The organism is Streptomyces sp. NPDC006879 (assembly GCF_042869595.1).
Classification (GTDB): domain Bacteria; phylum Actinomycetota; class Actinomycetes; order Streptomycetales; family Streptomycetaceae; genus Streptomyces.
On the sequence record NZ_JBIAGC010000032.1, the window covers coordinates 55,960 to 68,679 of the forward strand.

Sequence of the window (12,720 nt, forward strand, 5' to 3'; positions counted from 1 at the left end):
CCTCAGTCTCGTCCGGCTATGCGGTTGATGCGCTCTACGGTGGCCTCGAACCCCCGGGTGAGTTCGTCGACGACGACCTGGACACTGCGCTCCGAGTTCATCCGGCCCACAATCTGACCTACCGGGGTACCGAGCAACGGCTCCACCTCGTACTTCTGGATGCGGGACACCGCCTCGGCGACCAGCAGGCCCTGAAGTGGCATGGGAAGCGTGCCGGGACTGTCCGGCCCCTCCCAGGCTTCGGTCCACGCGGTGCGCAGTTGCCGGGCCGGCTTCCCGGTCAGCGCCCGCGAACGGACGGTGTCCCCGGACCCGGCGGCGAGCAGCTTGGCGGTGAGGGCCCGGGAGTGCAGTTCGGCTTCCGTCGTGGTGAGCCAGAGCGATCCGAGCCACACGCCCTGGGCTCCGAGCGCGAGCCCGGCGGCGATCTGTGCTCCGCTCCCGATGCCACCGGCTGCGAGGACCGGAAGCGGGGCGACCGCCTCCACGACCTCCGGAGTGAGCACCATGGAGGCGATGTCTCCGGTGTGCCCACCTGCCTCGTATCCCTGGGCTACGACGATGTCGATGCCGGCCTGGGCATGACGGCGTGCGTGGGTGGCACTGCCGGCAAGGGCTGCGACCAGCACACCGTGGTCATGGGCGCGCCGGATGACATCGGCCGGCGGCGAGCCCAGGGCGTTGGCCAGCAACCTGATGGGGTAGTCGAAGGCCACGTCGAGTTGGCCGCGGGCGACCTCCTCCATCCAGCCGGTGATCCGCCAGCCGGAAGGCTCGCCCTCGGCGAGTTCGGGTACCTGGTGCGCAGCCAGGGTCCGCTGGACGAAGTCCCGGTGGGCGGCGGGGATCATGGCCTCGATCTCTGCCTCACCGACCCCGTCCACAGCCTTCTTGGCAGGCATGACCACGTCCAGCCCGAAGGGCAGTCCGTCGGTGTGGGACTGCATCCAGTCGAGGTCCCGGGCGAGCGCTTCGGGCGCCGTGTAGCGGACGGCGCCGAGCACGCCCAAGCCGCCGGCGCGGGTGATGGCCGCCGCCACGGCCGGGAAGGGCGTGAAGCCGAAGAGTGCGTGCTCGATGCCCAGTCTGCTGCTCAGCTCGGTCCTCATGGGCGGCAGGATGCCCCAGCCCGACGGCTGAGGGAAGAGTATTTCTGATGCTACGTCAGTTTCTTTACCGGTAGGGCACAAGGGGGATTGACCCTTCAGCGCGCACGGCGCGCGAGGTGTGGAACCGGCGCGCAGCGCCATACTGGGCGCCATCCACGGACACCGCGGTGAAACAGGGAAGGCCGGTCATGGACGAAGAACACACCGCGGGCGCCGACGGGCCCCACCGCCGCGGCGACCACGAGGGCGAAGGCCCGCACCCGCCCCGCACCCCCACAGCGAACCCCCGAACGCCGGTGAGCCGGCGACGGCTCGCCGCTGGGATCCTCGCACTGGGCGCAACCCTCGCCCTGAACACCTCGGCACGGGCGGCCACCCGTGGAGGTCGTAACGCAGCTCCAGAGGAGCTGCGGTACGGGAGCGCGGTGGAAGCCGGGCTGCTGGAAGCACCTCTTCAGGCCGCGGCAGCGCAGGCCACGCAGTTCCTCGGTCCCTCGCCGGTGCACCCCTGGTACGCGGGGGCGGTGATTCTGGCCGGTCGTGGGCGTACGGTCGCGCTGCACCACGCCTTGGGCGAAGCCGTGCGGTACGCGGACTACGAGGAGTCGACCAACACGGGGCTGGAGCTCCCAGCGGACCAACGGATCTCGGTGACCAGGGATACGGTTTTCGACCTCGCCTCGCTGACCAAGCTGTTCACCGCACTGCTCACCGTCCAGCAGATCGAACGCGGCACCCTGGAGTTGGAGGCTCCGGCCGTGCGACACCTGCCCGAGTTCGCCGGTGGCGGCAGAGACGGGATCACCGTACGCCAGCTCCTCACGCACACCACGGGCCTGCGAGCCTGGGTGCCGCTGTACCGAGAGGAGAGCCGGGCGCGGCAGTTGAAGCTCCTGTGCAATGTGCGCCCCCAGAACGCGCCGGGGACTGTCTACCGCTACTCCGACATCAACCTGATAGCGCTACAGCTGCTCTTGGAGCGGGTTACTGCACGCCCCCTGGAGACGCTGCTCCACGAGGAGATCACCGCTCCGCTTGGGATGCGCCACACACGCTTCAACCCTCCGCCCTCCTGGCGTCCCCGCATCGCCGCCACCGAGGTGGCTCGTCCCCCCTGGTCAGCTCTCGACCGCGGCTTGGTCTGGGGCCGGGTGCACGACGAGAACGCGCACGCCCTCGGTGGAGTCGCCGGTCACGCGGGCCTCTTCGGCACCGCGTGGGACCTCGCGGTACTGGCCCGAACCCTCCTCGACGGCGGCCACCACCCTCGGGCCCGCATCCTGTCCCCGGCCTCCGTCGAACTCCTCTTCACCGACTTCAACACCGCCTTCCCCGGCGATGACCACGGCCTCGGCTTCGAACTGAACCAGCACTGGTACATGGGCGCGATGGCCACCCCGCGCTCCGCGGGGCACACCGGGTTCACCGGCACTTCCCTGGTCCTCGACCCCTCAACCGACACGTTCCTGATCCTGCTCGGCAATTCGGTCCACCCGGTGCGGACCTGGCGGGCCGGCAGCGCGCCCAGGGTCGCCTGTGCCAACCTGGTGGCCCGGGCCGTCCCCGTACGCTCCCCGCTCGGCGGCACAGCCTGGTTCTCCGGGATGGCCCCGGAGTCCGAGGGGACCTTGACCCTGCCGGTGCTGACGCCACCCACCGAGAACGCCGCCTTGAGCTGCCTGCTGTGGTGGGACACCGTGCCCGGCGCCGGCACGGTGACCCTGGAGGCGTCCGTTGCCCGCAAGAGCGGCGACGCAGTGCACGGCGAGGACTCCCTTACCCACCGAGCCCACGTGGAGGACGGACCGTGGAGCCCACTGGCATTCACCACCGTGGCCCTCGCCCACCAGCCGCCGTCGCCGCCCGTGCCACACCCCGACGGGCAGGTGGAGGGCTGGTCCGGACGCGGTTGGCACCGGGCTACGGCAGCTCTGGGCCACTGGCGAGGACTCCCGGTCCGGCTGCGCTGGCGGTACACCTACCGGGGTCGCTACGTGGGGCGCGGGGCGTACCTCGACGCCCTGAGCGTCATCGACGGCCCGCGCACAGTCTTCGAGGACTCCCCGTACACGGACGCATCGGCCCCCACAAGCCGCGGCTGGAGCCGCTCACCCGACTGACGCGCCCCGCAGGACCTCGTGCCGCATCAGCACGACGCCGTTGCCGAAGGCACGTGACTCCACCAGTCGCAGTGGTCTGCGCTCGGCAGTGGACGAGAAGAGCGGCGAGCCCCTTCCCAGAAGGACGGGGTGGACGTAGAGGCGGTACTCGTCGATCAGGTCCAGTCGGCCGAAGGATGTCGCCAACTCGGCTCCGCTCAAGGTCAGATCGCCGCTGCTGCGCTGGGCGAGCGCCCTGACCTCGTCTGGTTCCACCGCGTGCGCGACGGTGGTGTTCCAGTCGGCCCGCCGCAGGGTCCGCGAGTAGACCACCTTGGGCTTGTCCCGCCAGATGCGGGCGAACTCCACCATGGGGGCTGAGCTCGCCGGATCACCGTCGGCCGTCGGCCAGAAGGAAGCCATCAACTCATGGGTGCGGCGCCCACTGAGGAAGCCCCCCATCGCCGCGAGCTGCTCGTTGAAATGACGGTGGAGGTCATCGTCGACCTGGTGCCAGCCGATGTCGTGGCCAGGCCCCTCGATGTACCCGTCGAGGGAGATCGACATCATCAAGATGATCTTTCGCACCGTCAGTTCTCCGTCTCCCCTAGCAGCCCGGTACCGCGGGTGGCGAACACCCGACGACCTCGGGCGGCTCAGTGGGACATGCCCCGTACCGTCGCACCCGGGTCGGCCCGGCCCATCCTCCCCGGACTCCCGCAGCCTGCATGGAAGGCGGGGCGACTCGGCGCGCCGCGCCCTCCTCCCCGAGCCGCCGCCTCGGATCAGAGGGGTACTCGCTCCAAGGCGGCCATCGCCGCGTTGTGCCCCGGGATCCCGCTGACCCCACCACCACGCATCGCACCGGCCCCGCAGAGCAGCACGTTGTGATGCGCGGTGCCCACCCCCCAGGCATCCCGGCCCGACGCGACCGGCGGCTCATCTGGCTGGAAGGGGAAGGACAGGTCGCGGTGGAAGATGTGCCCTCCCGGCAGCCCCAGCTCCTCCTCCAGGTCGATGGGGCTCCTGGCCTCGATGCAGGGACGCCCATCGGCGTCCAGGGCCAGACACTCCGCGAGCGGCTCGTCGAGGTGTGCGTCGAGCTGCTCCAAGGTCGCGGCGAGCAGTCGGTCGCGAACGGCGGCGTTGTCCTTCTCGAAGAGTCGGGCGGGCGCGTGCAGGCCGAAGAGGGTCAGGGTGTGGAAGCCCTGTGCGGCGAGGTCCGGGCCGAGGATGGACGCGTCGGTCAGCGAGTGGCAGTAGATCTCCGACGGAGGGGCTGTGGGCAGCGCCCCGCCGGCCGCTTCCTCGTACGCGCGCGCCAGCGCCCCGTATCCCTCGGCGATGTGGAAGGTGCCGGCGAAGGCCTCCCGCGGGTCGACGGTGCGGTCGCGTAGCCGAGGTAGCCGGCGCAACAACATGTTGACCTTCAGCTGGGCACCCTCGGCTGCTGGCTGAGCCGCCTCGCCGAGGAGGGCGGCCAGGGCCTGCGGGGAAGCCCCGACGAGTACCTGGCGGGCGCCGACGACGCCCTCACCTCCGCCGCTGCGGAAGTGCACCTCGGCGGCCTTGCCGTCGGTGTGCACCGTGAGCGCCTCGTGTCCGGTCAGGAGTTCCGCCCCTGCGGTGCGGGCCGCGTCCGCGAGGGCGTCGGTGAGGGCGCCCATGCCGTGGACGGGCACGTCCCAGTCCCCCGTGCCGTTACCGATGACGTGGTACAGAAAGCAGCGGTTCTGGAGCAGCGACGGATCGTGCGCGTGGGTGAAGGTCCCGATGAGGGCGTCCGTGAGCACCACTCCGCGGACGATGTCGTCGGCGAAGCGTTCCTCGACCGCACGCCCGAGCGGTTCCTCGAAGAGCATCCGCCAGGCCGACTCATCGTCGATGCGTCGACGCAGCTCGTGGCGGCTGGGCAGGGGTTCGGTCAGGGTGGGGAAGACCCGCTCGGCGACGCGCCGGGTGAGGGCGTAGAACTCGGCCCACTGCTCGTACTCGCGGGTGGAGCCGGTGAGCGACGCGAAGGAGGACCTCGTACGGTCCTCGCCCCCGCCGATGAGCAGGCCGGTGGGGCGCCCACCACGCACGGTGGGCGTGTAGGAGGAGATGGTGCGGCGGCGCACCGTGAACCGTAGCCCCAGCTCCCGCACGATCTTCCGGGGTAGGAGCGATACCAGGTACGAGTAGCGTGAGAGACGGGCGTCCACGCCATGGAAGGGTCGGGCCGAGACGGCCGCTCCCCCGGTGTGGGGCAGGCGTTCGAGTACGAGTACCGAGCGGCCCGCCCGGGCCAGGTAGGCGGCGGCGACCAGCCCGTTGTGCCCGCCGCCGACGATCACGGCGTCGTAGGTACCGCGGGTGGGCGCGGCGGACGGAGCGGGGCCGTCGGCTTCGGGTGCGGTCATGGCCCTTGTTAACACGGCCCTCGACCCGGCCACCAGAGGGCGAACCATCGCCGGTACCCGCCCGGGCCCCCGGCGCCGGGTCGGCCGCAGTGGCTCAGGCGCCCTGGTTGGCGGGGCATCCGCGGGGCGCGGCGGCCCGCTGGGCGGCAACCCGGCCGTAGAGCGCCGCCGCTTCCTCGGCGCGCCCGAGCCGTTCGAGGCAGTGGGCCTCGTCGCCGAGCCCGGCGAGGGTGTCGGGGTGCTCCGAGCCCAGGGCACGCTCACGGGCGGCGGCGATCTGCCGGTAGGCGGCCAGGGCCTCGGTCCATCGGCCGAGCGACCCGAGGCCGACCGCGACCTCGCGACGGCTGATCAGGGTGTCGGCGTGGTCCGGCCCCAGCACCCGCTCGCGTAGGGCGGCGACCTCACGGGCCTCGCCCAGCGCTTCCTGCCACCGGCCCAGTCGGCCGAGGTTGACTCCCAGCCCGTGCCGGGCACGCAGGGTCTCCGGGTCCCCGGCACCGTAGGCGCGGGTGCGGTCGCGGACCAACGCCCGGTAATGGTCGAGGGCTTCGGCGCTGCGACCCAACCGGCCCAGGCTGATCCCCACCTCGTAGCGGGCCGCCAGGGTTTCCGGGTGGTCCCGGCCCAACGCGCGGGCGCGGCCGGAAGCCACCTGCTGGTAGGCCGTCAGAGCTTCGGCCCAGCGTCCCAGGAGCCCGAGGGCGTATGCGGCCTCATAGCGACTGGCGAGGGTGTCCGGGTGGCGGTCGCCCAGGGTACGGGCCCGGGCCTCGGACGCCTCGCGGACGGCGTGCAAGGACTCCTCGACCCGTCCGAGCCGGGAGAGGGTCACCGCGAGGTTGTGGCGGCAGCGGAGGGTGTCGGCGTGGTCGGGTCCCAGGGTGCGGATGCGGGCGGCGAGCACCGCCCGGTAACCCTCGTGTGCCTCCTGGTGGCGTCCCAGCTGCCCCAGCAGGTAGGCGATCTCCTGGCGGGCGGCGAGGCTGTCGGGATGCAGGGGCCCGATGGTGCGCTCGCGTGCCGCGGCGACCTCCTCGTACTCAGCGAGCGCGTCGGCGACCCGGCCGGTCTTGGCCAACGTATGGGCGTACTCGTGGCGAGCGCCGAGGGTGTCCGGGTGATCAGCACCGAGGGCGTCGGCACGCTCGGCGCTGACAGCCCGGTGGGCTTCGGCAGCCTCTTCCCAGCGTCCGGCGCGTGCGAGGCCGATTGCGGCCTCTTCGGGGCTGAGGTGGAGCCCGGTGTCGTCGAGTCGGCTCACCCTGGGGTCGGGCAGCGCGCTGGCGGGTGCGCGGCGCACCCGCCCGATGCGCCGGGTGGTCTCGGGCACCGGCCAGGTCCCGGGCGGCTCGCAGGCCTCGGTGTCCGGGACGGGGACCTCCCCGGAGGGCGCCGGTCTCGGGGAGCGGGGGGACCCGGGGGCGCTGACGCCTTCCCCGGTGCCGGCGATCGGCCACCGGGTGGGAGGCGCTTGCGGTGGGGCTGAGCCCGGTCCGGGATCGGTGCCGGCCCAGGGCGTCGTCAAGATGGCGGCGCGGTCTGCTGCCTCTGAGCGGGGACTACGGGCGGGGCGTCCCGGTCCTATGGCCGCCGCCCAACCGGGCAGCCGTGGCACCAGCACGCCCCCGGCGGGATCCCAGGCCATCGCCGCGCCCCGGGATGCGGCGATGGCTCCGCAGAGCACCCAGGCATCGGTGGGCCGCGCCTGCGGAGTCTTGCCGAGGAGGTCCAGTACGAGGGTGTCGAAGTACGCCGGCAGTTCAAGCCGGTGCTCGCGGGGCGGCCGGGGAGCGGTGTCACGGTGCCCGACCAGCACTGACCACGAGTCTTCCAGATCGAAGGGCGGGGCACCGGTCGCGATCTCGTAGAGCACGCACCCGAGCGAGTACAGGTCGCTGCGGTGGTCGACCTCGGAACCGGCGATCTGCTCGGGCGACATGTAGTGCGGAGTGCCCATGGCGATCGATCCACCGGTGAGCTTCGCGGTGAAGCCGATGTCGTGGGCGAGCCGGGCGATTCCGAAGTCGCAGATCTTCACCGTGCCGTCGGTGAGCCGCATGATGTTCGCGGGCTTCAGATCGCGGTGGACGATGCCCTGCTCGTGGGTGTATGCGAGGGCGGCGGCCACCTGGTCGGCGATGTCCACGACTTCGGCGACCGGCAGGGGCCGGCCGCCGTTGTCCTCCAGCAACTGACTGAGGTTACGGCCCTCAAGCAGCTCCATGACCAGGTAGAGGACGCCGCCGGCGTCCGGGTCCTCACCGAAGTCGTGCACGACGGTCACTCCGCGGTGCTGGAGGGCAGCTGCTACCCGCGCTTCGCGGCGGAAGCGCTCGCGGAGCACTTCGGTGAAGCCGTCGTCGCGCTGCTGGCCGAGCGGCTTGAGGCATTTGACGGCGACCTGGCGGCCGAGCGACTCGTCGCGCGCACGCCACACCTCGCCCATACCGCCGCGCCCGATCAGGTCGAGCAGTCGGTACCGGCCCTGGATCAGCCTGGTTTCCGCCATCTGGTAATGCCGCCCCCGTCGTGGTGCTGTCGTGCTGGCCTCCCCGGCCCGTCCAGTATGGCCGCCTGGGCTTGCGCAGGGTACGGGCGGGGACGGCTCCCCGGTCCGAGCCGGTCCATCGCCCGCAGGATGTGGCGGGGCGGAAGGCGCCAGCGCAGTCGGGCGGGAATGAGGCGCAGCAGGAGCCCGGTGCGCCGCAGACGCCGCGTCACGGTGGCTGCAGCTGGTGCGGATGTACCGTACAGCCGCCGGGCGTATGCGGGCAGTGCACCGTACGCCAAGGAGGCGACGGGCCGCCAGCCCACGGCGCGGACCGCTCCGAGCGGGAACGGGACCGGCGGCCGGCGCAGGAAGGCGTCCACGGCCCGGGTGTCCGGGCCCGCGACGAGGACGGGGAGGACGTGCTCGAAGTAGGCCGTGAGCTCCGCGGTGCTGGCGGGTACTGTCCGGGGGTCGAGGCCGACCAGCCGGGCCGCGGTGCGCTGCTCGGCGACGTAGCGGTCGGCTTGGGCGTCGGTGAGCGGGTAGCCGGAGCGGCGCAGCACGTCGAGGTAGGAGTCGATCTCCGCACAGTGCACCCAGAGCAGCAGTTCCGGCTCGTCGATCCGGTACCGGGTGCCGGTGGCCGGGTCGGTGGCGTGCAGTCGCCGGTGGATCCCGCGGACCCTCGCGCCGGCCTTCTCGGCGGCGCCGGTGGTGCCGTAGGTGATGGTGCCCACGAAGTCAGCGGTGCGCAGGAGGCGTCCCCAGGCGTCCCGTTCGAAGTCGGAGTTGGCCATCACCCCGCGCAGGGCCCGGGGGTGCAGGGCTTGGAGGTAGAGGGCGCGGATGCCTGCGATCCACATCATCGGGTCGCTGTGCATCTGCCAGGTGACCGATCCCGGCCCGAAGAGCCCCGGATCGCCGCTGGTGGCCGGTTGGTTGCCGTTCAACGCGATGCCCCCTCATGTGCTTCGGGGTTACGGTGTCGTGATCCCGAGGGCTGCCGGGCCCACTCGCGGCCCCGGCAAGGTCGCTGGGGCCGCAGGTCAGCGGCACCGGTACGTGGGCGCCTCGACGGGCTCGAAGACCAGCGGCGGCTGACCGGCCGTTTCGAAGACGGCGACCCGGTCGGACTCCAACCTGATGTATCCCGGCGTGCGGGGGTCGCCCCACTCGATCCGCGGGCCGTCCACCCCGGCGGCCAGTCCGGTACGGATTTGGCTGAGTCGCCACCACCGCCCGGAGAACTCCAGGTTACCGATCCCGCAGTGGGTGGGGAGGTCGTACGGGTACCAGCGGCCGATCGTCGCCTCGGGCGGCCCGGTGCGCAAAGCGTCGGGGTCGGGGACGGTGGGGGCGGGCAGGTCGTCGTCCGCGGTCGTGGCAGTGACGGTGGCCGTGGTGGCGGGGCCCAGCAGGAGCGCGTCGGATGCCTCCATCGACTGGGCGGCAGCCGTGCAGCCGGTGAGCGCGAGCGCGGCGAGCAGAGCGAACGAGGCGACCGGGCGTAGCTGGCGCAGGACGGCATTCGCGTGCATGGGGAGCCTTCCGTCGGCGAACGAGGTGCCACTGGGACGGCCGGGGTGTCCCGTGGGTTCCCGGGCCTGCGCGCAGGCGGCCGGAACTGGCCGGTTCCCTTCCGCCCGGGGTGGGCCAGTACGTCAAGCGGAAGGAATCGGGCTGGCTCTCGTCGGGGTGCGCGCCGGCAGGGCTTGGTTTTGGCCAGCGACTGCCGGCCTGCTTGCGCGGGCCTTGTAACGGGAGCCACTGCCGGGTCCGAGGGCGCTGGGGGTATCCGTCTGCCGGGCACCAGGCGCCGAAGCGGAAGCTGGTGCGACAACGGCGTGGGCCCCGCGGGGCCCTGTCCCGGACGCGGTGCGGACCAGCGACGGTCCCGCCAACTGCTCACGGCCCCGTGGCTGGAGCCACGGGGGGACGAATGCCCGGCGGTACTTGATGTTGACTGGCCAGGGCCCCGACCGGGTCGTCACGCCGACCAGGCAGCAGATCATCTTCGATGCCCCCGCCCTGCCCTCGCCGCACGCCCCGGGACGGCACCGGGCACCACCGGCCCGCCGTGCCCGCCCCGGGCCCTCGACGCGGGCCTGACGCGCGGCGCACGGGCCCGTCCGCCGCGCGTCAGGCCAAGCGCACCGTTCCATGCCAACGAGAAGGCCTCGTCACAAACGGCGTCAACGGCGGACCCGCGGCATCGCCAGACCCAACCAGGAGATGATCTCGCGTTGGATCTCGTTGTTGCCTCCGCCGAAGGTGAAGATGACCGCACTGCGGTAGCCGCGTTCCAGCTCCCCGCGCAGCACCGCGCCGGCCGACCCCTCCTTCAGCGGGCCTGCCGCGGCGAGGACTTCCATCAGCCAGGCGTACGCCTCACGGCGGGCCTCCGAACCGTAGACCTTGGCTGCGGACGCGTCCTGCGGGGTCAAGGACCCGTGCTGGACGGCGTTGACCATCTGCCAGTTGAGCAGCTTCATCGCGTCAAGTCGTGCGTGGGTGCGGGCCAGCCGGGCGCGGACCCACCCGAGGTCGACGATGCGGCGGCCATCACTCAACAGGGTTGATGCCGACCAGCGTTGGACATCGTGCAGCGCCCGGATGGCCATGGTGCCGTGGGCCGCGAGCGTGACCCGCTCATGGTTGAGCTGGTTGGTGATCAGACGCCAGCCCTTGTTCTCCTCGCCGACCCGGTGCGTGACCGGCACCCTGACGTCCTCGTAGTAGCTGGCGGTGGTGTCGTGCGAGGCGAGGGTGTTGATCAGGGTGCAGCTGTACCCGGGGGCGGTGGTCGGGACCAGGAGCATGGTGATGCCGTGATGCGGTGGGGCCTGCGGATCGGTGCGCACCGCGAGCCAGACCCAGTCCGCGGTGTCGCCGTTGGTGGTCCAGATCTTCTGCCCGTTGACGACGTACTCCTCGCCGCTGCGCACCGCCCTGGTACGCAGCGCCGCGAGGTCGGTACCGGCACCCGGCTCGCTGTAGCCGATGGCGAAGTCGATCTCCCCGCTGAGGATCTTCGGTAGGAAGTACGCCTTCTGCTCCTCGGTGCCGTACTGCATGAGGGTCGGGCCCACGGTGTTGAGCGCCATCAGCGGCAGCGGCACCCCGGCCTGGGCTGCCTCGTCGAAGAAGACGAACTGTTCCATGGGGGTGAGGCCGCGTCCGCCGTACTCGGTGGGCCAACCGACGCCGAGCCAGCCGTCGCCGCCGAGCCGGCGGATCGTCTCGCGGTAGAAGCGCTTCTGCTCCCGGGCGTCCTGGTAGCGCACATGCGCGTCCTGCGGTACCAGATCGGCGAAGTAGGTGCGCAGTTGGGTGCGTAGTCGCTGCTGTTCGGGCGTGTAGTCGAGGTGCACGGCGCCTCCTGGGTTCGCATCGCGTTTCCGCTCCGGTGCGCGGTGCCTGCCGGCGCGAGGCGCACACAGTAGAACCCGTTGCAGGAATCTGGAAGGGTCGCGGAACCACGGGGACGCCCATGATGGTCGGGCACATCACGAGGCCGCCCGCGGGGCAGGCCCCCGCACGCTCCGGGCCCGTGGAGGTCAGTCGGTGGACAGCCCGGCGGCCTCGCGTTGCAGGGCCTCCAGGACCGGGCGGAGCAAGGGGTGCCCTACGGACCCCCTGCGGACCGCGGCGAACACCCGGCGGGTGGGGGGTTGGCCGGCCACCGGCCGCACCACGGTGTCCTTGAGTGCCATGCCACGCAACGCGGAACGGGGTACCAGCGCGACTCCGGCACCCCCGCCGGCGAGGGCGACGACGGCGCGGAAATCATCGGAGGAGTGCACCAGGCGGGGCTGGAAACCGGCCAGCTCACAGGCGAGGACCATCACGTCGTGGCAGGGGTTACCCGGGTAGGGGCCGATCCAGTCGCTGTCCGAGAGGTCGGCGAGGGCGACGGAGGGAACCATCGACAGTGGGTGGGAGGCCGGGAGCACCGCGTCGAACGGCTCGGAGTACAGGGCCACGCGGGACAGTCGCGGATCGTCGGCGCCCGGAGCGCCCCGGTACTCCACGGCGAGCGCCACGTCGGCTGCTCCGTCGAGGACCAACGGGAGCGACTCGTCCCCCTCGGCGTCCCGTACTCGCAGGCGGATGCCCGGGTGATCCAGCGCCAGCCGGGCGATCACCGGGGCCAAGACCTCCGCGATACCGCTGGCGAAGGCCGCCACGGTCACCTCGCCGGCGGCTCCCCCCGCATGGGCGGCGAGCTCGGCCTCGGCACGCTCCAGTTGGGCCAACACCTCGTGGGTGTGTCTGAGCAGGATCTCACCGGCCGCGGTCAACCGGACGCCCCGCCCGCTACGGGCCAAGAGCGCGTGCCCGGTCTCCTGCTCCAGCGCAGCGAGCTGCTGGGATACGGCTGAGGGCGTCAGGTACAGCGCGGCAGCCGCGGCAGTCACCGTCCGGTGGTCCGCCACGGCCCGTAGGACGCGAAGCCGCCGAGGGTCGATCACGAAACCATTGTGACAGGCGGGGCGCCAGGGCGAGGACGTGGGGGGGGGGGGGGGGGGGGGGGGGGGGGGGGGGCGGGGGGGGGGGGGGGGGGGGGGGGGGGGGGGGGGGGGGGGGGGGGGGGGGGGGGGGCGGGCGGGGGGGGC

General features: G+C 72.1%; 9 protein-coding genes. 1 reads left to right on the plus strand and 8 read right to left on the minus strand.

The window, feature by feature from the left end:
- Positions 1 to 2: 2 nt before the first annotated feature.
- Positions 3 to 1,109 (minus strand): NAD(P)H-dependent flavin oxidoreductase, encoded by a 1,107-nt coding sequence (locus ACFYMC_RS21825; protein WP_388527844.1) that lies wholly within the window; start codon positions 1,107 to 1,109, stop codon positions 3 to 5.
- A 188-nt stretch (positions 1,110 to 1,297) separates the two neighbouring features.
- Here ACFYMC_RS21825 and ACFYMC_RS21830 point away from each other — a divergent pair, with 188 nt between their 5' ends.
- Complete coding sequence (locus tag ACFYMC_RS21830) at positions 1,298 to 3,229, plus strand: serine hydrolase (protein WP_388527847.1); 1,932 nt, start codon at positions 1,298 to 1,300, stop codon at positions 3,227 to 3,229.
- On the opposite strand, the gene ACFYMC_RS21835 is transcribed toward ACFYMC_RS21830, so the two are convergent.
- From ACFYMC_RS21835 to ACFYMC_RS21865, 7 genes are all read right to left on the minus strand, one after another.
- Positions 3,218 to 3,796, minus strand: a complete 579-nt coding sequence (locus ACFYMC_RS21835) for a dihydrofolate reductase family protein (protein WP_388527849.1) — start codon at positions 3,794 to 3,796, stop codon at positions 3,218 to 3,220. The genes ACFYMC_RS21830 and ACFYMC_RS21835 overlap by 12 nt on opposite strands.
- Positions 3,797 to 3,993: 197 nt before the next feature.
- Positions 3,994 to 5,610, minus strand: coding sequence for a phytoene desaturase family protein (locus ACFYMC_RS21840; RefSeq protein WP_388527851.1), 1,617 nt, complete (start codon positions 5,608 to 5,610; stop codon positions 3,994 to 3,996).
- Between the two features lie 94 nt (positions 5,611 to 5,704).
- Positions 5,705 to 8,122 carry a tetratricopeptide repeat protein gene (locus ACFYMC_RS21845; protein ID WP_388527854.1) on the minus strand — a complete coding sequence of 806 codons (2,418 nt, stop codon included), beginning with the start codon at positions 8,120 to 8,122 and terminating at the stop codon, positions 5,705 to 5,707.
- Positions 8,104 to 8,985, minus strand: a complete 882-nt coding sequence (locus tag ACFYMC_RS21850) for an oxygenase MpaB family protein (RefSeq protein WP_388527888.1) — start codon at positions 8,983 to 8,985, stop codon at positions 8,104 to 8,106. Before ACFYMC_RS21850 ends, ACFYMC_RS21845 begins: the two co-directional genes overlap by 19 nt.
- 165 nt (positions 8,986 to 9,150) lie before the next feature.
- Positions 9,151 to 9,642, minus strand: coding sequence for a hypothetical protein (locus ACFYMC_RS21855; RefSeq protein ID WP_388527857.1), 492 nt, complete (start codon positions 9,640 to 9,642; stop codon positions 9,151 to 9,153).
- Between the two features lie 654 nt (positions 9,643 to 10,296).
- Positions 10,297 to 11,475 (minus strand): acyl-CoA dehydrogenase family protein, encoded by a 1,179-nt coding sequence (locus ACFYMC_RS21860; protein ID WP_388527860.1) that lies wholly within the window; start codon positions 11,473 to 11,475, stop codon positions 10,297 to 10,299.
- Between the two features lie 186 nt (positions 11,476 to 11,661).
- Positions 11,662 to 12,576 carry a LysR substrate-binding domain-containing protein gene (locus ACFYMC_RS21865; protein WP_388527863.1) on the minus strand — a complete coding sequence of 305 codons (915 nt, stop codon included), beginning with the start codon at positions 12,574 to 12,576 and terminating at the stop codon, positions 11,662 to 11,664.
- Positions 12,577 to 12,720: the final 144 nt, after the last annotated feature.